Source organism: Chryseobacterium gregarium DSM 19109, from assembly GCF_000430845.1.
Classification (GTDB): Bacteria; Bacteroidota; Bacteroidia; order Flavobacteriales; family Weeksellaceae; genus Chryseobacterium; species Chryseobacterium gregarium.
Map to the genome: position 1 here is coordinate 95,122 of NZ_AUMU01000016.1, position 23,191 is coordinate 118,312.

Annotated in this window: 15 protein-coding genes; 12 read left to right on the forward strand and 3 right to left on the reverse strand. The window is 40.9% G+C overall.

Going from position 1 to position 23,191, the window contains the following annotated elements; translation table 11 throughout:
* Nucleotides 1-395 precede the first annotated feature (395 nt).
* Nucleotides 396-1,379, reverse strand: a complete 984-nt coding sequence (locus tag H561_RS22705; protein WP_081411684.1) for a YihY/virulence factor BrkB family protein — start codon at nt 1,377-1,379, stop codon at nt 396-398.
* Nucleotides 1,380-1,845: 466 nt separating this feature from the next.
* The gene (locus tag H561_RS0117055; protein ID WP_027388107.1) at nt 1,846-2,895 is read right to left on the reverse strand and encodes a DKNYY domain-containing protein; all 1,050 of its coding nucleotides are present in this window, start codon (nt 2,893-2,895) and stop codon (nt 1,846-1,848) included.
* Nucleotides 2,896-3,394: 499 nt separating this feature from the next.
* Between H561_RS0117055 and fdhD the strand changes: the two genes are divergently transcribed.
* The 3 genes from fdhD (at nt 3,395) to H561_RS0117075 (ending at nt 7,232) form a co-directional block, all read left to right on the forward strand.
* Complete coding sequence (gene fdhD, locus H561_RS0117065; protein WP_027388109.1) at nt 3,395-4,267, forward strand: formate dehydrogenase accessory sulfurtransferase FdhD; 873 nt, start codon at nt 3,395-3,397, stop codon at nt 4,265-4,267.
* A gap of 193 nt (nt 4,268-4,460) precedes the next feature.
* Entirely contained in the window at nt 4,461-4,811 is a 351-nt protein-coding gene (locus tag H561_RS0117070; protein WP_027388110.1) for a DUF7009 family protein, read from the forward strand.
* Between the two features lie 21 nt (nt 4,812-4,832).
* Entirely contained in the window at nt 4,833-7,232 is a 2,400-nt protein-coding gene (locus tag H561_RS0117075) for an FdhF/YdeP family oxidoreductase (protein WP_027388111.1), read from the forward strand.
* Between the two features lie 421 nt (nt 7,233-7,653).
* Here H561_RS0117075 and H561_RS0117085 read toward each other — a convergent pair whose 3' ends face one another.
* A complete protein-coding gene (locus H561_RS0117085) occupies nt 7,654-8,274 on the reverse strand; it encodes an NTP transferase domain-containing protein (RefSeq protein ID WP_027388112.1) in 621 nt (206 codons plus the stop codon).
* A 495-nt stretch (nt 8,275-8,769) separates the two neighbouring features.
* Here H561_RS0117085 and H561_RS0117090 point away from each other — a divergent pair, with 495 nt between their 5' ends.
* The 9 genes from H561_RS0117090 to H561_RS0117130 all read left to right on the forward strand — a co-directional run.
* Nucleotides 8,770-10,356 carry a T9SS type A sorting domain-containing protein gene (locus H561_RS0117090; RefSeq protein WP_027388113.1) on the forward strand — a complete coding sequence of 529 codons (1,587 nt, stop codon included), beginning with the start codon at nt 8,770-8,772 and terminating at the stop codon, nt 10,354-10,356.
* Between the two features lie 2 nt (nt 10,357-10,358).
* Nucleotides 10,359-13,850 (forward strand): DUF5977 domain-containing protein, encoded by a 3,492-nt coding sequence (locus tag H561_RS0117095; protein WP_155845832.1) that lies wholly within the window; start codon nt 10,359-10,361, stop codon nt 13,848-13,850.
* Nucleotides 13,851-13,892: 42 nt separating this feature from the next.
* On the forward strand, nt 13,893-17,423 hold the full coding sequence (locus H561_RS0117100; RefSeq protein ID WP_155845833.1) for a DUF5977 domain-containing protein: 3,531 nt from the start codon (nt 13,893-13,895) through the stop codon (nt 17,421-17,423).
* A gap of 5 nt (nt 17,424-17,428) precedes the next feature.
* Nucleotides 17,429-21,106 carry a DUF6443 domain-containing protein gene (locus H561_RS22710; protein WP_051349429.1) on the forward strand — a complete coding sequence of 1,226 codons (3,678 nt, stop codon included), beginning with the start codon at nt 17,429-17,431 and terminating at the stop codon, nt 21,104-21,106.
* A 4-nt stretch (nt 21,107-21,110) separates the two neighbouring features.
* A complete protein-coding gene (locus H561_RS0117110; protein ID WP_027388116.1) occupies nt 21,111-21,593 on the forward strand; it encodes a hypothetical protein in 483 nt (160 codons plus the stop codon).
* Nucleotide 21,594: 1 nt separating this feature from the next.
* Nucleotides 21,595-22,059 (forward strand): hypothetical protein, encoded by a 465-nt coding sequence (locus H561_RS0117115; RefSeq protein ID WP_034762588.1) that lies wholly within the window; start codon nt 21,595-21,597, stop codon nt 22,057-22,059.
* Between the two features lie 168 nt (nt 22,060-22,227).
* On the forward strand, nt 22,228-22,632 hold the full coding sequence (locus tag H561_RS24030; RefSeq protein WP_228372296.1) for an RHS repeat-associated core domain-containing protein: 405 nt from the start codon (nt 22,228-22,230) through the stop codon (nt 22,630-22,632).
* A complete protein-coding gene (locus tag H561_RS0117125; RefSeq protein ID WP_027388119.1) occupies nt 22,629-22,895 on the forward strand; it encodes a hypothetical protein in 267 nt (88 codons plus the stop codon). Before H561_RS24030 ends, H561_RS0117125 begins: the two co-directional genes overlap by 4 nt.
* A gap of 49 nt (nt 22,896-22,944) precedes the next feature.
* Nucleotides 22,945-23,191 (forward strand): transposase (locus tag H561_RS0117130; protein ID WP_027385608.1); only part of this gene is annotated, 247 nt, incomplete at its 3' end.

The following is a 23,191-nucleotide window of genomic DNA, read 5'->3' on the forward strand; positions in this document are numbered from 1 at the left end:
AAATGCATGCCAAAACAGTATTGAAAAATTTGCAGAAGATTTTAAAAGGAATACTTTGAATCGGAATACCGTTCAGGAATGAGGCTAAAGCCCGGAAACCGAAGGCCCTGTTTTAATCTGAACTGTCCATGGAAGCAAGCCGGCGAAACCTTTTGTTTCCCTATAAGACAAGCATCCATTCCCGGAACAGAGCCCGCTATTGGGCATACGATAAAAATCCCCAGTGCTGAAAACCGGGGATTTTAATTCCTATAAGTAAATGGGTTACCTGTTTTACAATATCTAATGGATAAGCCGGATTTCCTTTTTTTGCAATACCCTGCATGAATCCGGTGCTGCCTGAATATTCAATGAACACAAGGGCAAAGTGCTGCCGGCAGGAAAGGGCAGAACTGTTAAATCATGGTTTCGTTTGCCGATGTGTTTGTCGGTCCGGTACGTTTGTTCACCGGCTCGGCACCGGCGACGACCTCTTTGGCATCTTCAGCCGGGACGACCTGCGGGCTCCATTTTGCATGTTTTGAGGGCTTGAGTGTATGTCCCATGGTTTTCGTATATACTTTGGTAAATTCCGCCCCGAAAAAAATAATCTGAAAGCTGTAATTGATCCAGAGGAGCAGTAAAATAATGGTTCCTGCCGTACCGAAAGAAGAACTGGGGTTGAAGGTCTCGAAATAAAAAGTCAGGATGTATTTCCCGAGCGTGAAGAGCACTGCTGTTACGGCGGCCCCTACCCAAACCGATTTCCACTGCAGCTCAACATCCGGCAGAATTTTAAACATGGCTGCGAACAGGAACAGCGTCACCAGCAGGCCCACGACAATATTGATGATGTTCACTAAGATCAGCGTCTCGAGCCCGAAACGGCGGATGACCCAATCATTGGCGAGGCCGATAAAAGAACTTAAAAGCAGCGTAATCAGCAAAAGAAATGCGATGACAACGATCATTCCCAGGGAATTCGCCCGGTCGAGAAGATATTTTTCCCAAGCTTTTTTCGGAGCTGCCGTCACGTCCCAAAGTTTGTTAAGGGATTTCTGGAACTGAAAAAACAAGGAAGTGGCCCCGAACACCAGCGTGACAATCCCTATAATCTTCATCACGACGTTCTTTTTATCCACCATGCCTCCTACCACCATCTCTTCAAGGCTCTTCCCGACATCTTTCCCCATCATGCTCCCGATGAGTTTGGTTATCTCGCCCCGTACCGCTTCCTCGCCGAAGAAAATCCCGGTGATCCAAATCACGATAATGAGAAGTCCCGGAATTGAAAAAATAGCGCTGTACGCCAGGCTGGCTGCCTCCGTACCTAAATCCCGCGCGCTCCAGTCTTTATAGGTGCCCTTAAGGATTCCCCAAAAATTGTTCAGTATTTTCATAATTTATTTTTTTAGATGAAACTGTCAGCAACAGGCATGCTGCTGTAAGCGCTGTTGCGTTGTTTTCAAGACCTTCAAATTCCATACCTAGCTGAAGCGGACAGCAGAGAAATACGATTTTTGGACACCGTTTTAATAGTCATGATATTCCCTGTTATTTCAGGATGAATCCGTTAAAATCAATAAAAATGATCTGATAAAGTTTTAAAAACGGATCTTATTTGCTGCCCTCATCCTTTCAATAAGGAGATAATAAACGTACTTATTTTGTCGTGTACCAAAGCGTTTGCCATCACATGTAAAATAAAAATCCTCAACCGGAAAGTCAAGGATTTTATTTTCAAAATAATAAAGTGATTGGTAGTATCGTGGATGCAATTAATATGCCATACATAATTTGTTTGCCCTGTATAATTGATGGCGGGACGCTCTCTCCATAACCTGAATTCACCGGCAAAAATAAAAACTAAACTTTATTTCCGGTCAGGACACTGAATTTATTGCCCGATCTGTCCTGGTAATAATTGCCTTTTTTCTTAAAGCTGGCCGCATCCACGCCTTTCAGCTTCTGTTTACGGTAATACACATTTTTTGCATCTTTCCCGAAATCACGGCCGATCAGGATAAAGGTCTTTGTATCTGCACCCGGAATGATTTCCTGGTCATAGTATACATGGCTTTTATCTTTTGCATAAAAATTGCCCGCATAGAGGTCATCTTTATCATCCACCGTCAGCAGCTGAAAGGTAGCGGCATCAACATTCGCATCCCTGAAATTTTTACCCTGCACCAGAAGGGTTTTGTTATTGACACAAATAATATGCTGATCGAGCACCCGGATGGTATCGATGGCATCGAAAGACCTGGCGACCACCTCTGAATCTGCGCGGAAAGAAGGGTAGTACAGAGTATTCCCGATTCTCATATAATACGGGTTAACGGCTTCAACAGGTCCCGGGTTAGGCAGGATGGACTTAAATTTCCCGGTATCAGTGACGGTGTAAACAGAGTCCTTGTCTTTCATAAAAAAGCCATTGACAAATGCAAAAGTTTTCCGGTCGGCAGGCACCCTATCATAAGCGTAGAAGTAATGGTCTTTGTCCCTGGTCCAGTTCATATGTCCTTTTACCGGTTCATAGGTCCTGGGGTCTGCCCCTTTGATGATGTTAAAGCCCAGGGCCTGGTCGATATAATAGGCATGAAAGCGGTCTTTGGGGATCTGGTTTTCCACATAAAAGGAATTCCGGTCTGCCAGCTTTTGTTCCGTACTTCGAAAGTACACCGCGTCTTTATCCCGGGCGATATCCTCTGCCAGCACCTCGAATGATTGTGCATCAGCCTGCATCGGCAATATCCCGAGGCTGAACCAGTTGCCGTTCTGGCAATAGGATATTTTTCCTTTTGAATCGATAAAATAGGAGCCTGATTTTTGCCGGTCAACCGGCTTGCCGATATTCCGGCACGAGATACAAAACGTGAGCATGACACAAGCCAGCACAAAAGCATATTTTTTCATTTGTTTAGTGGTTAGGTGTTGTAATTATCATACGAATGTATAGAAATCTAATGTATTATTTACAACAAACGGAATAAATTACCCCGGTTTTTGCCCTATCCGGGGGGTAATTCAATATTCATTTCCGTTTTAGGGAAGATCATTGTCTATCCGTAACCGCAGGCCCGGATAAACGATACGGGCTGCCACTCAGGCTGAATTTCTTTTCGTTTTTCCGGAGACAGTTGGAAAATAAGTTGGTACAGGTATCATAAAAAAAGGAATTAAAATTTATTTTGGTGACCTGTACAAGGTAAAAGTGCTGACAGCTTAAGGTTTTCTGATAAAGCGGGGCGTAGGCCGGCATATTTAAAATAGACCCTCAGTCAGGCATGTTCCCGGTTGCCTCTGTCATTCAACGCATAAAATTTTGTATCTTTACCTGATGTGGTATCAAGATTGATAGTTCACAGTGCTCCTGAGACGGGCACAGCCCTTATCTGATAAAATCCTGTAAGACATGAAAGCCGGCACCGTGCAAAACAATTCCGTACAAAAAATAGAGATAGTGAAAGTAAAGGACCGCCTGAGCTTTGCGTGTACCGATGAGGTTTCCGTAGAAGAACCGCTGGAAATCAGGATTTCCTATGAGGCGGAATCCCGGAAAGTGAGCCGGAACATCTCCGTCACCATGCGGACCCCCGGGAATGACCCCGAACTTGCGGTGGGTTTCCTGTTTACCGAAGGCATTATTTCAGCCCCGGAACAGGTAAAAACGGTCTGCCATCCGCAGGCCGCATGTTCAAGGACGGGTGAAAATACCGTCATGGTTGAGCTGGCGGGAGGCCATATGCCGGAACTGATGAATGCCGACCGTAATTTTTATACCACGTCGAGCTGCGGGGTGTGCGGGAAAGGGTCTATCGAATCCATCAGGACGGTCAGCATGTTCCGGGACCTCGAAAAAGAACCGCATTCCATAGCTGCTGAAACCTTGTGCCACCTGCCTGAAAAACTCCGGACGTTCCAGAGCAATTTCAGTGCGACCGGCGGCATCCATGCTTCAGGGATCTTTGACCTGAACGGGAACCTGCTGGCCCTGCGTGAAGATGTGGGGCGGCACAATGCACTGGATAAGCTGATCGGGAATGCTTTCATGGCCGGGCAGCTGCCGCTGAGCAGCCATATCCTGCTGCTCAGCGGCAGAGCCAGTTTTGAACTGATCCAGAAAGCCGCTATGGCAGGCATTTCCATAGTGGCAGCCATAGGGGCGCCGTCCAGCCTGGCAGTAGACCTGGCGAAGGAATCTGACATGACTTTACTGGGCTTTCTCCGGGACAACAGGTTCAATATCTATGCTAAGAGCCGCCGCCTGGAGATAAAAACGGGCTGACAAGAATGAAATAAACGTATAGCCGCATCATGAAAAGGACTGAAGCCAACCGCAGTTTTATAAATAACTTTGCCGGTTCACGCTTTGCTTTCATTTTGCGTTAAAAAAAGAAGCATAAAAAAAACAGAACTTTGCTTAAAAGTAACAAACACGATATCATGGATATTATTAAAATTGCTGAGGATTTACAGTCATGAAAATAAGAATTAAAGACAACAGCTTACGGTTGCGTCTCACCCAATCCGAAGTAGCAGACTTAGGGACAAACGGAACCGTTTCCGGGTCTACGGAATTTCCGGGTCAGACTTTTGTATATGCCATTGAAAGGACGGAAGAGGAAACGCTTTCCGCTGCATTCACAGATAACCGGATGGTGCTTAAAATGCCGGCTGCCATGGTAGAGGAATGGGTATCTACCCAGGCGGTAGGCTTCAAAGGGCAGTCCGGGAAGATCAGCCTTCTGGTGGAAAAGGATTTTGTCTGCCTGGACAATACCCTGGAAGACCAGAGCGACCAGTACCCGAACCCGAACGCAAAATGCTGAGGCACGCCAAATAACAAGAGTATGGAAAACAAAGGTTTGAATAAAATGAAAGATACGGTTCCCGGCCGGTTGCCTTCAGCAGAATCGCCGTACCGGCTGATGAACCTGAAACTGGCCGTCCCGAAACAATGGGCTGCCGGTATTCCGGCGGTGATGCACTCCCTGGAACAGCTGGTTAAGGATGCCTCGGTGCTCCGCGGCGGGCGGGCCCTGTTCAGCATGAACCAGTTCGGCGGCTTCGACTGCCCGAGCTGTGCCTGGCCGGACCCTGACCGCGACCGCTCACCCGTTGCAGAATACTGCGAGAGCGGGGCCAAGGCGCTTGCCGAAGAGGCAACGGCCAAAAAGATCGGCGCCGAATTTTTCAGGGAGCACTCGGTGTATGACCTCGCTAAGATGAACGACCACCAGATCAGCCAGCTGGGACGGATTTCGGAACCGGTGTACCTTCCGGCAGGCGGAACCCATTACCAGCCCATCAGCTGGGATGATGCCTTTGCCAGAATTTCCGTACAGCTGAACGGCCTGGAGACCCCTGATGAAGCGATATTCTACACTTCGGGGAGAACCAGCAATGAGGCGACCTGGGTGTACCAGCTCTTCGGGCGGGAATTCGGGACCAATAATTTCCCGGACTGTTCCAATATGTGCCATGAAACCTCCGGTTACGCCCTTACCAGGAGCATCGGCTTCGGAAAGGGATCGGTGAAGCTGGAAGACCTGTATGATACCGACCTGATCATCATTATGGGCCAGAACCCGGGCACCAATTCCCCGAGGATGCTTTCGGCCCTGACCAAAGGAAAGAAAAACGGCGCGAAAATCATGGCCATCAACCCGCTTCCGGAAGCCGGACTGATGGGGTTCAGAGATCCGCAGAAGCCCCTTGCGGCCATAAGCAAGCCGTTTGAACTGTCTGACCTTTACCTTCCCGTGAAGATCAATGGGGATATGGCTTTGTTAAAAGCCCTGCAGATGCTGGTCCTGGAAGAAGAGGAAAAGCATCCGGGCACGGTGATCGACCGTGATTTTATCAATGAAAAAACCGCCGGCTTTGAAGCATTGGCGGAAGAACTCAAACGGTACGACCTTGATTTTCTCGCTGCGGAATGCGGCATCCCTGTTGAAAAACTGAGGGAAGCGGCCCTTATGGTGGCCTCCGGGAAACGGATTATCGTCTGCTGGGGGATGGGCATTACGCAGCAGCACAACGGGGTAGACATGATCTACAATATCGTCAACCTGCTCCTGATGAAAGGAAGCATCGGGATCAGGGGCGGCGGCGTATGCCCGGTCCGCGGCCACAGCAACGTGCAGGGAAACAGGACGCTGCTGGTGAACCATAAGCCCACCGAAGAACAGCTGGATGCGCTGGAACGGTTTTACGGATTCAAAGTGCCGAGGCAGGGCGGGTATGATGTGGTAAAAGCCATCAAAGCAATGCATGAAGGGAAAGTGAAATTCATGTTCTGCATGGGCGGGAACCTCCTGTCTGCGGCTCCGGATACCACCTATACGGCAGAGGCGATGCGAAAGCTGGAGATGTCGGTGATGGTATCCGTCAAGCTTAACCGCGGCCACCTGATCCACGGGAAAGAGGCCCTGATCCTGCCGGTGATTACCCGGAGCGAAAAAGACATCGTCAACGGGCAGCTCCAGCACATCAGCACGGAGAATTCCATGGGCGTGGTGGAATGGTCAAGAGGGGTCCTCGAACCCGTTTCGGAACACCTGATCAACGAAACCCATGTGGCATGCAGAATGGCGAAAGCCGTGCTCGGTGAACGTTCCGTTATCGACTGGGACCGGTTCATCAACAGCTACGACGCCATCCGCGATGACGTGGCCCAATGCATGCCCGGGTTTGAAAACTACAATGAAAGGGTGGTGCAGAAAGGCGGCTTCTATCTCCCGAACCCTCCCAGGGACGGGAAGTTCACTAGCGAGCATTTCCCGGGAAAGGCGGCGTTCAACATCACGCCGGTCCCCGACAATTCCCTCGCGGATGACGAATACCTGATGGGGACCACGCGCACCCACGACCAGTTCAATACCGTAGTCTACGGCCTGGATGACCGCTACCGCGGTATTTTCAACGAACGGAGGATCGTTATGATGAATGAAGCCGATATTGAAAAAGCCGGACTTAAAGAGGGCGATCAAGTGGACCTGTTCAATTACGATGACGGTATCGAGCGTGTGGCTCCGCTGTTCATCGTGGTCAAGTACCGGATTCCGCAGAAAAGCACCATGACCTATTTCCCTGAAACCAATGTCCTGGTATCCATCAACAATGTCGTTGACGGTGCCAATATGCCGGCGTCCAAATACGTCCGCATCAAAATCAGGAAGCACAACCCTGAGGCCCTTCAGAAACTTGATCGTCCTATCGTTGCCGCTGCCGGAACCAGTCCGGCATAGTAGAACCTGAATGCGTGGACCGAAGCAGGGCTTTGCCGTACAGCTGCTCAAAGGTTTGTAAACCTATGATTAATCAAGTCAGCGTTGCAGATTCACGCTTTGCCATCTTATGCTGTATAAATCGGTCCGGTGAATGATCCGGACCGGTAACCCCGGTCCCAAGGTCCGGCGGAGCCAAAAGGTAGAAAAGTTTCAATAATTAAAAATGCTGAAGGCAACCGGTTTGAAAAGAAGGACCTGTAAGCATAAAAAACCTTCGGTTTATCCTGTCACAGAGATCAATCTACATAATAAGTAAAATCTGCGATCCATTACAAGAAGTGTGGACTGAGCATGGGGAACTCCGGTTTCGCTCAGCCAGCGAATACCGGATCGTAAGATTTTAATGGGGTATGAGATAAGCGAATAACTTTCAAAAACTCTACTTGGTTTTTGGATTCCGTTTCAGGATCTCCCGTATTGCTTCAGCCTCTTCAGGCGTATTCACATTCATCAGGGCCAGGGGATTTTCCGGCTTTACGATCACGATATCATTCTCCATCAGGAACTTTCTCGGCGACCGTTTCCCGGAACGGACAAATTCCAGCAGGAGCGGGTAGCTTGCAGGTTCCCAGACCGTTACCAAAGGTTCCGGAAACCCGCCGGCAGGGCTTTCATAGACGGTCGCTACTTTATCAGGGTTCCGTGACCGGACCAGGAAGTCCAGGGATTCCTGATCCAGGAGGGGCAGGTCGCAGGCTACCACCAGCCACGCGGCATCTTTCCGGAAACGGAAAGCCGACAGGATGCCGCCGAGCGGGCCCCAATCCGGGAAACTGTCGGGAAGCATGCGGTAGGCGGGATCTGCCTGTTCCGCCTGATCCGCCCGGCAGGAAATAAACACCTGATCGCAGAACGTCGCCAGGAGGTCTGCAGCCCAATACCGCTGTTCCTTTCCGTGCCAGCGGATGGCCTCTTTGGATGTCCCCATCCGGGTGCTCTTCCCGCCGGCCAGGACCAGGCCGTTGATGACGGGTGCTTCGGTATGTTTTTCTTCGCTCATATTCTGTCAGCTGAGGTTCAGGAGGTTTACTGCCGATATTTTGGCTCCGATTCATCAGGTTTATCGGATTGCCGGCATCAATCCCTCAGGAGAGACAAATATACAGATTGTTTGCCTGAGCCAGTAAGATCAACAGGGGCAATATGACTGCGGGTGTGAAGGCAGGGTGTGGAATCCCTGTATGGTTTGATAATGAGCTGATTAAGTGCGAATCAGATGACCGGTAATACCAAAATATAAATTCCTGCAAATCAAAAATCAATACGGAGATATGTTCTTTTAAACAGACAAGAATGATTTCATTTTAACACGACACGTTCTGTCGCATGGCACGTATACTTTTGCTTCAGAAAAATAAATAAGAATAATGTAAAATTTACAGCTGATATTATTCACATTAAATTGACGTTTTACCTTTCCTTATAGTGAATTAAAAACAATACTTTTGCAGCGATTTAAAAATCAATAACAACAATTACTCAAATTATACCAAGCATGAAAAAACTCTACATGAGTGCACTTACCGTGTGTGCCGTCCTGGGGACGTATGCCCAGGATATAGTCTGGCAGAAGGACCTCAAATCCTCTACCCAGGACTTCCTTTCGCAGGTGACCACCACCATTGACCAGCAATATTTAATTACCGGAAGCTCCATTCAGTCAGGCCAAAAAACGGCAGCCGGCAACGGGCAGCAGAACAATGGTTATGATTTTCATTTGATAAAATTGAACCCGCAGGGCGAAGAAGTCTGGGAAAAATACTTTTCCGGACAAAATCATGATTTCTTATCCGCCACCGTCAATACCCAGGAGGGTGGTTTCCTTCTGTCAGGCACTTCGTACAGCAATAAAGGTCTTGATAAAAAGGAGGATTCCAAAGGCGGCTCAGACCTCTGGCTGATCCGGATCAACGAGTTCGGCGACGAGCTGTGGCAGAAAACCATCGGCGGCGCTTCTGATGAAGAGGCAAGAGCCGTGATCCAGACCACGGACTTCGGGTTCTTTGCAGCAGGGAATGTACAGAATTCACCGAAAGGCTACGGTTCAAAAGATGTCCTGATCGTAAGACTCGATAAAGACGGGAAGGAACTCTCACAGCTCATTTTAGGAGGAAAAGGCCTGGATGAAGTGGAAAAGATGGTTCCTACCAAAGACGGCGGGGCTTTACTGGGCGTCTATTCAAGAAGCAGTGCCGGCGTATCAAAGAAAACCGAGAACTATGGAGAGGGAGACTATTGGATCATTAAGCTCAATAAAGACGGCAAGGTAGAATGGGAAAAGAATTTCGGCGGCAAAGGCGATGACCATCTGCGGACTTTAGCATTGACTTCCACCGGATATCTCATCGGCGGGGAATCCAGGTCGGAAAGATCGGGCAATAAAACGGTAGGCATAGAAGAAAGGACTGACTTGTGGCTGATTTCACTGGATGAAAGGGGTGAAGAGATGTGGCAGAAGTCATACAGCTTTAAGAACCGGGATGTGCTGATGGGGATGAGTGTGGTGACGAAGAGGCAGGATACAAGAATCAAGAGTCAAGAGTCAGGAGCCAAGAGCCAAGACGTTACCACAGGAATTTTGATTGGCGGGTATACGCAGGCGGAAGGCAGGATGGAGACGGATGACGAGACGTTCTGGATGCTGTACCTTGACCAGAATGGGAATGAGCAGTGGCGGAAGCATGTGAAGGGGGAAAAGAGACAAAAAGAGGAGCGGCTGTCAGATATTAAGCTCAACCGGGACGGCTCGATCATTTTAGCCGGGACCAGTGCCGAAGAGCTCGGGAAAGAGAACTGGAAGATCGTAAAGCTTGGGGATAAACAAATTGACCAATTGATCGAGAAGCAGGATATTAAGATTTACCCGAACCCGGTAAGTGATTACGCGTATGTTGAGATTGGGTTTGAGTTCAAGGAAGCTGATATTACTTTATATGATATGGGCGGAAGGCAGTTGCAGAGCCTGAAAACTAAGAATAAGGTGACGAAGATCAATACGCAGGCACTTATTCAGGGAGCTTATCTGATCACTATAAAAACTAATGACAATAAAACAGCAAGTGCTAAATTGATTAAAAAATAGTAATGAAAAAATTAAAACTTATTACTATTATATTATTACTGATTTCTATTATATTCAAGAGTCAAACATTAGAAGATAATATATTACAAAAAAAAGTACAAACATCAAATTCAAACAATATAGGAAAAGTTGATTTAAGTATTCCCTTATATGATATCACTGCTCCAGGTTATTCATTTTCGGCTTCTTTAGAGTATTTGCAAAATAGACTTATAAGTGAACCTCAGAAATTAGAAACTACGATTGCGGGATCCAACTGGAACTTAAATTTAATGGGAAAAATAGTAATTTCCAATGCAAGCTTGCAAAATGTTACATCACCTCAAAGACTTAATCTTACTCCAAATGGTTTTTTTTCAGAGCAATATGATAATTGCTTAATACCACAAACAATAAGTTCTGTTTCTAAGAAACAAATTTTAGAAAATCCAAATTCAAACTTAACAACCTTTGAGCCAAATATCTTTTACTTTGATTTTATGGGCAACAAAGGATATTTTGTTTATGATAATGTCGGGAACTTTTTAGTGAATTCTGAAAGTGATGTTTTCCAAATTATTTATAATGGCAGTAAATGCCATAATGTTTTCTCCCCGATCAACGAATTTCCTGAAATTATTATGAAAGATAGCAAAGGAAACCAATTTTATTTTGGAGGAGATTATAATTCAATTAATATAAATTTTTTTAAGACAAGATATGATTATAATAGATCTTATGATAATGGAACATTTGTACAGAATGAGCAGTTCTTTACAAATAAACATGTAAACTATCTTTCTACACTCTACTTAAAAAAAATAAAATTAGCCAATAATAAAACCATAGATTTTTTTTATAAAAACAGTAATAAATCAGCCTTAGATTCCTTTACCAACGGAGGATTTTATGTAAATGCTGATTATAATGCTAACGCTAATATACCATCAAATACTGTATTAATTAATAATAATATATTCCTAGAAGGTGTAGGAGGTTCTTCAAGTACAGATACAGGGGGCACCACAAACTGGACTCACACTTCTACTTCCACTAATACATATACGAAATTTGCCGTACTAGATTCTATTAAAGTATCAGATGTCGCAACAGTAAACTTTTCATATGATCAATTAAGCAGTACCAGTACAAAACCTTTTTTAAAAAAAATAGAACTTAAAAGTAATAATAAAATAATAAAAAAAGTAAATTTTGATTATTTAGTTAATAATAAACATGTTTTTTTACGTGCTTTTACTACTAATGATCAGTTATATAGCTTTGAATATTACAGCTACAACCCTGATGATGACAAAGGGGGATTACTTAAAAAAATTATTTACCCTACAAAAGGATGGGATGAGTTTATGTATGAAGGACATAATGCCTCAAAGGAATATAAAACTTATATTGGTTATAATGAATCTGAGGCAATAGTTAATTATGACCCTCCTACTTCTGTTATAGGAGATCGAATAAAACGCATTATTACTTATAATAATGCGAATACTTTGGCCTTAATAAAGAGTTATAATTATGATGGAGATAATGGGCTATCTTCAGGAGTCAAATCATCTACTTCTGTACAATATAGTAAAGTTACGGAAGAAATAGAAGGTAAAGAAAAGACTGAATATTACTTCACCGACATTATTACCAATCCGGACTCAATTGCTACTAAAAAGTATACAGATAACCCTAATGTAAATTTAAATCAGGCCTTAAATAATAAACTTCCGATAAAAGTTTCAAAAAGTACTGAAAGGGGTAAAATATACAGGATAAAAAGATCTAATTCAGGTAATATGGTTGTTTTTATTCAGGAGATAAAATACACCAATTTCTTAAATAATGCAAATCCTATAAAAATCTTTACTCCCAACTGTAATGACTGTAAAATTACAGATGACAAATATTATGTGCAGGCAAGTAAGGTTCAATATGAGCCGAGTATAGGTGGATCAACACCTTATTACTTAGGTTTTTATCAGTACCAGCCTGTATTGCCATATTTACCGTCTTCTATAATTACAAGGGAGATTCTTGATTTCAACCCTAATATACCGGGTAGTACACCCGCTTTTTTCGAATCTCAAAAATTCATGAAGTATAATACGTCTGCATTATACTGGCACCCGAATGTAATAGAGACGACAGAGTACTTGCCCTATCCATGGGATCTTTTGGGTAGCGGGCCACAGTATACAGGTAGGAAGATACTTACAAAGACGTATTATGCTCAGGATTTAATAAGGAATACTTACTGTGTGTCAGGAACTTGCCCGCCGGATACGGATGCTGTAGGTGGAAAATTCTCTATTTATAAATATATGGCAGACAATAATATCCTGACTCCAATTATTACTGCTGAAACCAATGCTAAAGGCAAATCTAAACTTTTAGAATATCAGTATGTTAAAAATGCTTCTTCCAGTAATTTACTGCAATTAGGCAGCGTAAGAAAATCTTTATTGAATTCAGTTTTTACCTTAAACACCCCTTCATCTGCAGTGGTTGAGGAAAAGGAGACCTACCAGCTCTACGATAATGCGGGTAATCTTCTGCAATCGAAGAACAATACAGAAATATCTAGTACAACATTGTATGGATATAAACAAAGTCTGCCTATTGTCACCATTAAGGGGATGACTTACGGACAAAACATGCAGGCTTTTAATTTAGCCCCTAATGATCCGAATTCCTACTTACAACTGGAGATTGTCAAGAAATCTGATTTAGACAAGGATAATGTATCGGAGAATAATTTTATTTCTGAACTGAATAATTTCAGGAATAAGGCAGAATTAAAAGGTTTTGAGATTACCTCCTATGTTTACGATCCTTTAATAGGGGTGAAAACAGTTATACATCCTTCAGGGGTTAAGGACAATTATACCTACGATTCTTTAAACAGGTTAGAAAAAATGCTGGATACTGAGGGGAATATTTTGAAAGAGTACAAATATAATATTCCTTATACACAGCATTTCAATGCAGTTCAAAGTAAACCATTTACAAAAAATAACTGCCCGCCCGGAACCACTCCCGGTCCTCCGATTACTTACACTGTCCCACCTTCAACTTATACATCAATAATAAGTGTGGAAGATGCAAATCAGAAAGCACTGGATGATATTGCTCTAAACGGGCAGAACTATGCCAATGCTAACGGTACCTGCAACTCTTATGTTTGTACCATTACGCCATCTTCTCTTGCTGATATCTATTATTCTTCATTCCAGGAGATTTCTGTTGGTCATATTAAAGCAATTTTAAGCCTGCCTCTAACCAATACAAGTGGAGGGGCTGCGCCTAACTGGTCTAATGGGGTTTTTATAGGAACTCTGGGTACTTTATGCATACCGAGCTCCTATAAAAATATTTATGTAACTGCTTCAGGAGGCGGTTCATGGCTTGTATCAATGTCAAATACAGGAATGGTTTTCTTAACTTCTACCGGCGGGGCATCACCATCAGGCGGAACAACATTATATTTCGAATACGATAAAAACTAAAACAAATGATAACAAAACAGCTAACGCAAAAGTGATTAAAAAATGATTTTAAAAAGAACTTTAAAAAATATATTACTGTTATTTTCAGTAATATTCATTCAAACATTTTCTTCTCAAGACAGACCTATGGAAGATTATTCTATTGCAAAAAAAGTAAATGTTTCTAATAATTATAATACAGGACAACCCAATATAAATATTCCACTATATAAGATTGAGTCGGGAAATATTGATGTAACATCTTCATTGAACTACTCTAATGGTTTAATGCTTGGAGAGCCCTCTATAGTTGGCACTAACTGGAATATTAATCTATTTGGTAAAATTATTGTAAAAGAGCCATTTTCACATTTAAGACCTATCACTAATAAGCAAAATAATGGTTTCTACACAACAAATTCAAATACATGTTTTCTTAAAGAGCAAAATACTTCTCTGACAAAAAAACAAATGCTTGATAATCCTAATGTTAATATTAACAATTACTATCCAAATGAATTTTATTTTGAATTTTTAGGGCATAATGGGACTTTTTTATCAGATAACATAGGCAATATTTTAATACAGTCTGAAAATGAAGATTTCAGAATAACCTTTAATGGTCAAAAATGTTATAATATATATTCACCAATAGGATCAACAATTCCAGAAATAATTATGGAAGATACCAAAGGTAATAAATTCTATTTTGGCGGAGATTATAATTCTGTTGATATTAACTATGTTAAAAACAGATATCAATATGATAACATGTCTGATAGTAACGGAGCTACTTATTCCACATCATATACTGCTTATAGGAATATTAACTATGTGAATGCCTTTTATTTAAAAAAAGTACAATTAAATAATGGTAGAATTATCGAGGCTTTTTACAGAAATGGAAACAGGAACATATTAGATCCTTTTACCAATGGAGGATACTATTTTGGTAACGATTATTCTTATACATTTCCCTCAAAAGCTACATTAGCGAGTAATAATTTATTCGTAGGTAAGGATATAATTAATAACTATAATTCCACCAACCATTGGAATACTTCGAATAGTAATGGTAATAGTGACAACAAGACAGACACATATTATAAAATTGCAATCTTAGATTCAATTAAAATTTCCGACTATGGGAGTGTTAACTTTTTATATCAGGACATAAATAATCAGCTCACTAAACCATTCCTTAAAAAAATCCAAATAAAATCTGGCGATAAAACGATTAAAAATATTGATTTCAATTATAATATAAAAGATGGCCGGGTATTTTTGGATAAAACAATGGTTAATCAGGAAGAATATTCTTTTGATTATTATACTTACTTAAATAGTCAAGACAGAATTAACAGTCTGGGGGGCTTGATCCGTAAAATAATATATCCTACCAGAGGTTTTGATTTTTTTAGATATGAACAAAATACTGCTTCAAAAGTTTATGGATATAATGGCAATAATGATTATTACTTAGCGGACATTCAGAATAAGACAATTCCCGGTCAAAGACTAAAGGAAATTACAACATACGATACAAACAGTCCGAATTTTCTTAAAAAGAAATATTCTTATAGCTATGACAATGGAAAGTCTACGGGTATAACACCTGCTGACCGAATAACTCCTATGGGAAGTGCTTCTGATCCTTTAGCTGTATATTATTCAAGTGATGGAGGATATTATGAAACTTTGTACAATGCTGATGTTCGATATAGTAGAGTATCGGAGGAAATAACCAACAAAGAGAAGAATATATTTTACTTTACAGATCTTGTTACAAATCCGGATTCTTTAAATGTAAATAGCTACGCATCTAATAGTTCTGCAAGCTTTTTAGGTCTTAAAGCACAATATATTAATAAAAATATTGAAAGAGGTAAACTATATCAAACCAATAGGTTTAACTCAAATAATGATTTGGTTTTTCAGGAAAATATTAAATATAAAAACTTTTTAAATAATGCTCATCCTAAAAAGGAAATTGCAGATAACTGCTTAGACTGTAAAATAACTGATTATCAATTTTACATTAAAGCTAATCGACTTACAGACATACTTAATCCGCAAACATATGCAGGTTATTATACTGCTCAGCCAGTTATGCCATATCTTCCTTCCAAAATAGTGACAAAGGAACGGACTTCCGATAATTCAACTTTTTTGGAAACCACAAAAACGATTGAATATAATGATAAATATTTATACCGGCATTTGAATCCTATAAGAGTAACGACTAGTAGTTTAGGTAAAAGTAATGTTAAAAATATATTTTATCCAGGTGATCTGTTAAAAGCCTCAAACTGCTACAGTTGGAATTGCAGCTTCACGAATATAGATAAACCAGGCAAGCAGCTGCTCACCTATAAGCAAATGATTGATGATAATATAAATTTTCCATTATTGGTAATTGATAAAAATAGTTATAATAAATATTCTCTTTCGGAAAGTGTTTATAATAAGTTTGGAAATTCTAATAAGTATAGATTAGCATCAAGAAGAGCAAACAAAATTAACTCTTCTTTTGATGAATTTAATTTTGAAGATACTGATGTTTTCGAAACCGAAAAATTTGAAGTTTATGATAATAAAGAAAATTTAATTCAGGCAACTCCAAAATCAGGTATTCCAATAACTACGATCTGGGGTTATCATCAAACCAAGCCTATAGCTATAATTGAAGGTGCTTCTTATTCACAGGTTATGCAGGCTTTTAACCTAGATCCTAATGATCCTAACTCATATTTACAACTGGAGATTGTCAAAAAGTCAGACTTAGATAAAGATGATTCATCTGAAAATATTTTTATTTCTGAACTGAATAATTTTAGAAATAAAGACGAATTAAAAGATTTTAAAGTCACATCATATGTATATGATCCTTTAATAGGTATAAAAACGATTTTTCAATCCTCAGGAATTATAGAAAAATATAAATATGATTCTTTAAACAGGCTAGAAAAAATCCTGGATAAAGATAACAATATAATCAAAGAATTTAAATATAACTATGCTCCATTACCAGTTTCTCTTACATTCTATAATGAGGAACAAAGCAAATCATTTGTAAGAAACAATTGTGGTACAGGCTATGATAGCGGAACATACCTGTATATTGTTCCCGCAGAAGTGTATTCATCTACGATAAATATATCTGATGCAAATCAAAAAGCGTTAGACGATATTAATGCAAATGGTCAGAATATAGCCAATCAAAATTTAGAATGTATTGCTTCTCAATGTCCGTTTAATGTTATGGCACCATTAACAACTTCTGGGCCGGTAATATATAAAACTGGTTTTTATACACATTTCAAAGCAAGTATTAGAAATTATCCTGTTTCTTCGGGTTGGTGGAATAATGGTCACACAGTAGGGACAATAGTTGGAGACTGTAAGCCTGGCAGAATAGTAGAGTTTACTTTTGAAGAACCACCAGGAGGAGCCTTTGGAAATACTCCTGCCAACAGGACATGGCAAATAAGAATCGATACAGCCGGAATTGTATCTGCCAAATTATTATCAGGCTCTGTAGGTAACAACTCTTACAATCCATTGAATTTTACGTTCCAGTTTCCAAATATCTAATAATCATGAAAAAAATAGTAATTCCTATTAGTGTCTTGTTTACTTCAGTGTTTTTTTACGCGCAGAGTACTGGGCCAAGCAGTGGTGAAAACTACATCCAGATCCGGACTTATTTGGAGCCTGTAGCAATATCAAGTCCTAATGCCAAACAGTTCAACACGGTTAATTATTTTGATGGATTGGGCAGGCCCAAGCAGGTGGTGAATGTGAAGGCTTCCCCAACCGGAAAAGATGTAGTGACTCATATAGAATACGACGGATTCGGAAGACAGACAAAAGACTTTTTGCCCGTTCCCCAACAGGGAACGCAGAACGGGAGCATTTATACTTCCCCTCTGGGTAATGCCACGCAGCCTACGGTGTACGGATCTGAAAAGATTTATGCTGAAAAGGTATTGGAGAACTCACCTTTAGACCGTATTGTTCAGCAGAAACAGGTGGGCACTGCGTGGAGCGACAAGCCTGTACAGTTTGGCTATAATGCCAATATACCGGGTGATGCTGTTAAGAAATACGGTACAGTAACCACCTGGGAACAGGAAGCGACGAAAAGCGAGATCAGCCAGAGTATTAACTACGGTAATGGCGAGCTGTATAAAAATACTATTGTGGATGAAGATGGCAATAAGACGATCGAGTTTAAAAATGATGAAGGTCAGATCATATTAGTAAGAAAAGTTTTAAATGATACACAAAATGCGGACACCTATTATGTGTACAATGAATACAACCAGCTGGCTTTTGTGATTCCCCCGTTGGCGGCTCCTGTAGCGGATGTCAATACGGTACTTTCGGATCTTTGCTACCAGTACAAATATGACGGGAGAAATCGTTTGGTTGAAAAGAAAGTACCCGGGAAAGGCTGGGAGTACTTGGTGTATGATAAAGCAGACCGGTTAGTTCTGACACAGGATGCTAATATAAGACCTTTAGGAAACTGGCTGCTGACCAGGTATGATAGGTTATCACGGGTTGTCTATACGGCAATAGCAGGTCTGGGAAATACCTATACAAGAAAGGATATTCAGGACGCTGTTAACTTTCATTCTGTTACCGCAACTTCTCTCACAGAAGAAAGGACAGCCTCTGTTGGTTTTACAAAAAACGGAATGGATATTTATTACGGGAACAATGCTTTTCCTACGGCAATACTTCAGGTATTAAGCGTCAATTATTACGATACGTATCCGGGTTATGGGTTCAATCCCCCTTTCCCTGCTGATGTTCTTGGAGAGACCACGCTGACGGATACTTCCACTGCTGATGGTTTAAGTACCAAAGGGCTTCCCGTAATGAGCCTGGTTAAAAATATTGAAAATGACAACTGGACCAAGAATTATACGTATTATGATAAAAGAGGGAGGTCGATAGGATCATATTCCATCAACCACCTGGGAGGCTATACCAAAACGGAATCCCTGCTGGATTTTGCGGGAGTCCCTAAAAAGATCAATACCTATCACATGCGGAAGACGGGCGAAGTCGGGGTGAGCGTACAGGAACGTTTTGTGTATGACAACCAGAACCGGCTGAAACAGCACTTCCACCAGGTAGACGGCAATCCCGAAGAGCTGCTGACAGAAAATACCTACAACGAACTTTCCCAGCTGAGCAATAAAAAAGTCGGGAACAATCTTCAGAGCATTGATTATGCCTACAATATCCGGGGCTGGCTTACCGATATCAATAAAGCCGAGATGACGGTATCCAATCTGAACGGGAAGCTCTTTGCCTATACGATAAAATATAATCAGAAAGAAGGGATCGCCAATCCTGACCCTGTCTTGTTCGCGGGAAAAAACGTAGCGGCAAAATACAACGGGAATATTGCGGAAGTGGACTGGCGTGCGGTAGAGACTTTGGGCCAGAGCCCCTCCTTAACTCCCAAAAGGTACGGCTATGCCTATGACCCGCTGAACCGTCTGCGCGCAGGCTATTACCAGAACCCGAATAACCCGAACAGCAAGGAAAATACCGAATCCATCGACTATGACCTGAACGGGAACATCACCAACCTGTACAGGACTTCCATTATGGAAGCCGGCAATACGGCAACGGCCATTGACCGCCTGGAATATACTTATGCTTCAGGAAACAAGAGCAATAGATTAACCAACATTGTGGATATCCAGAACAACCCTACAGGTTACGAAGGCGGCGGGCAGGAAATAAAATATGACCTTAACGGGAATATGACCGATATGCCGGACAAGGGAATCAGTAAGATTGCATACAATTACCTAAACCTTCCCGATCAACTGAATTACGCCAAAGGAATTGAAACGGTTACCGTTAACACCAAATACGGATCGGACGGCAGCAAACTGCAGAAACAAAATACCACCAAAGCAGACGGGAGCTCGGGATCTTCCACCCTTATAAAAACAACGGATTACCTCGATGGCTTCCAGTACCTGAAAACGGAAAATATCGGGATCATCGGGATGAGCGCTGAAATGATGTCTAACCTGGAAACCTCCAGGGCTTTGGAAATGCAGGCATTTTCTGTGGAACCTATGGCTACTACAGCGACACTGGCATCGAAGACCCGTGACCTCCAGTTTTTTCCTACAGAAGAAGGGTTTTACGATTACATAAAAGATCAGTATATTTACCAGTACAAGGATCACTTAGGAAACATACGAGTGAGCTTTAGCAGAAGTAGCGCAGGCGCTCTTGAAATCACGGACAGCAATGATTATTATCCATTCGGGATGAACCACCTGAAGACCGGGTTTGCTTTCTTCAGTCCGTCGGCTTATAAGAACTATAAGTACAACGGAAAGGAACTGCAGGAGACGGGGATGTATGATTATGGGGCAAGGATGTATATGAGTGATATTGGGAGGTGGGGCGTTGTAGATCCGCTGGCAGAAACTTCCAGAAGATGGTCGCCATACAACTATGCTTATAATAATCCAATCAGATTTATTGATCCTGATGGAAGAGAGGTAAAAGATTGGTATCAGAAGAATGGAACTATGCAATTGCAATACTTTGAAGGAAGCGGAGAAAGAGAAGGTTATACAAACGTAGGAACTAATCCTACAGTATATTCCCGTAGCAGTTCAGACAGTGCATCTGCAGAACTAAGTGCAGATGGCTCTGCAACATTTGAAGGGAAAGGATATACTGATGGAGATTCTTTCAATGTAGGTCCTTTTACTGTTACTACCGGTAAGCAAGACAGTATTCCTGAAGGATTTGACATTATGAAATGGTTGAGTAATTTAGGTGACAATAAGGAAAATTTCTTTATGTTTACTGGTGGTGCTAATGATCCCAACCCCACAGAAAATAATAAAAAAGTTAAACCTGGAGATACGTTTGAAAGTAATGATATGTTTCAAACCATATTTAGCTTTTATGGCAGAAATACAAAACTTACTGGTGGTATTACAGGTTTTGAAGAAGCTCTTGTCCAATTTGGTCTTGATGTAGAAAGTATTGGAAATCCACTTGAAAATTCATCAGGGTCAGACCCTGTAAAATCAGATACATTTAATGTTTGGACACGACAGGGATATGGTCTTGAACGTAAGAGTGATGGCTCACCCTATGGTTTAAAGTATAGAAATGTGAGAGGTTTTGGTTTATCTAGGCATGCTCATGATTCTATAATGAAAACAAGTCAAGATTCAACTGATTATTGGAACAGAGCATTTAACAGATCAAAAAAATAGGCATATGAGATATATTATTTTATTTAGTTTTTTAGTTTTTTTAGGATGTGAAAAGAAAGAACTTCCTGAAAAAGTATATTATCCAAATGGAAAACTTAATTATACTTCAGAGAAGAAAGGAGATACTGCTAAACTCATTTTCTTTGATAAAAATGAAAAAGCTTCTATGAATCTAATTTTTTATAAGGATCACTTTATAGGTCCAATGTGCTTTAGCAAAAGTCCTAATTTACCGTTCAAAGATTCTATTGTTATTGATAGTTTAAAAGGTCCATATTTTTATGGAACAGAATATATTTTTTTCGGAAAAGTTCCTAAACTTATGGGGTCATATAGATATAAAAGAAATTCAGATTTTAGAAAAGTATTAGAAAGCACACAGCCATTTGGTATTCATAATACCCTTGATATGAATGGAAACATTATTGGAAGAACTGAATATATGATTGTAAATGATACTGTATACAACACAAAAATTGCACCTTAAAATGAATTATCGAGTACATTTTTTATTACTAATATTTTCTCTTTTTCTAATAAAATCCTGCACAAAAAAAAGCGATTTATCTTATCACATTTACGATAAGAATGGGTTTATTAAAGCAGATGGGAAGTTTAAAAGAGATCAGTTTATAGACACAATTTACGTTTATAAGGAAAAAGACGATGATATTTATAATGATCATTTTGATACTTTTATAACAATAGATAGTTCAAAGAATAATTATTTTTATGGCACTGAAATAGTGGAAGAAAAAAATACGCACAAACTTTTTTCTAAAGGAATATATAGGTTTAAAAAATCTTCTGATCCACAAGAATGCTATCAAAATAAATTAAAGACTGGATATTTTGAGTTTCATAATATTGATGGAAGCTTAAATTCAAAAAAGCTCTATCAAATAAAAGGAGACTCTTCCTATATGATAAATTCTATTGGAAGTAATAAATAATAATTTCTCTCCCGCACGAATCCTTCGTGTGGCAAATAAAAGAGATTATTTGGGGAATGTTAGGTTAAGCTACTTTAACAATAGTAACAGCACGGAAGTTCTTGAGGAAACAATTATTATCCGTTAGCGGGAAATCATTCGTAACAATATAAGTACAATGGAAAGGAATTGCAGAAGGAAACTGGCATGTATGATTATGGGGCAAGGATGTATATGAGCGATATTGGGAGATGGGGAGTTGTTGATCCACTCGCGGAAACTTCAAGAAGGTTTAGTCCATACAACTATACTTTAAACAATCCTATAAGGTTTATAGACCCGGATGGGAGATCGGAACAAGATTGGGTTCAAAGAGGAAATCAAATTTTTTATGACTCTGAAATAAATACACAAAAAGAAGCAAAAGATAAATATGGTGAAAATGCTCAACATTTAGCAGAAGGCAGTACTCTTAATGCAAAAGAAAATGGCGAAGTAACATCTCAGCTTACATTTCATGATAATGGAAAATTACAAAAGCAGACGGTTCTCAAAAAGCTACTAAAGAAACATTTGAAACAAAAGGTGGAATGAGCATTATAGGTACAGAAAGTAAGGGTGTAAGTATGTCACTTAGTATAAATGGAGCTTTAGGTGGAAGTTTTGGATTTGATGTTGGCTTATTAAAAGATTCAGGAAACAATTGGGGATTATTTTTTAATAGAAATATAAATTTTGGTTTGGGCTTCGAAGGAGGTGTCGGAATGGGACGAATCTCATCAAGCCATTCTGGCCCATTTTTATTAGAAGATTATTCAGGTGAAGCTGACCTTCTCCCAAAAAACTGGAACAATTAAAAGTAGAGATTTTTCGAGAAATAATTAAATTTAAATAAAGAAAAGTCTAATGAAAAAGAGCAGATTTACAGAGAGTCAGATTATTTTTGCATTGAAACAGTCTGAGACAGGAGTGAAAGTCGAAGAAGTTTGTCGTAAGATGGGTATAAGTGAGGCCACTTTCTACAATTGGAAGAAGAAATTCGGAGGTTTGGGGATTACAGAACTCCGGCGTTTACGTCAATTAGAGGAAGAAAACAGTCAACTCAAGAAGTTGGTAGCCGACCTAAGCCTGGATAAGCAGATTCTCCAGGATG

Bases quoted from the DNA above. Each gene is read 5' to 3' on its own strand.
- H561_RS22705 (WP_081411684.1), bottom strand. From the start codon at position 1,379: ATGAAAATACTGAACAATTTTTGGGGAATCCTTAAGGGCACCTATAAA.
- H561_RS0117055 (WP_027388107.1), bottom strand. From the start codon at position 2,895: ATGAAAAAATATGCTTTTGTGCTGGCTTGTGTCATGCTCACGTTTTGT.
- fdhD (WP_027388109.1), top strand. From the start codon at position 3,395: ATGAAAGCCGGCACCGTGCAAAACAATTCCGTACAAAAAATAGAGATA.
- H561_RS0117070 (WP_027388110.1), top strand. From the start codon at position 4,461: ATGAAAATAAGAATTAAAGACAACAGCTTACGGTTGCGTCTCACCCAA.
- H561_RS0117075 (WP_027388111.1), top strand. From the start codon at position 4,833: ATGGAAAACAAAGGTTTGAATAAAATGAAAGATACGGTTCCCGGCCGG.
- H561_RS0117085 (WP_027388112.1), bottom strand. From the start codon at position 8,274: ATGAGCGAAGAAAAACATACCGAAGCACCCGTCATCAACGGCCTGGTC.
- H561_RS0117090 (WP_027388113.1), top strand. From the start codon at position 8,770: ATGAAAAAACTCTACATGAGTGCACTTACCGTGTGTGCCGTCCTGGGG.
- H561_RS0117095 (WP_155845832.1), top strand. From the start codon at position 10,359: ATGAAAAAATTAAAACTTATTACTATTATATTATTACTGATTTCTATT.
- H561_RS0117100 (WP_155845833.1), top strand. From the start codon at position 13,893: ATGATTTTAAAAAGAACTTTAAAAAATATATTACTGTTATTTTCAGTA.
- H561_RS22710 (WP_051349429.1), top strand. From the start codon at position 17,429: ATGAAAAAAATAGTAATTCCTATTAGTGTCTTGTTTACTTCAGTGTTT.
- H561_RS0117110 (WP_027388116.1), top strand. From the start codon at position 21,111: ATGAGATATATTATTTTATTTAGTTTTTTAGTTTTTTTAGGATGTGAA.
- H561_RS0117115 (WP_034762588.1), top strand. From the start codon at position 21,595: ATGAATTATCGAGTACATTTTTTATTACTAATATTTTCTCTTTTTCTA.
- H561_RS0117125 (WP_027388119.1), top strand. From the start codon at position 22,629: ATGAGCATTATAGGTACAGAAAGTAAGGGTGTAAGTATGTCACTTAGT.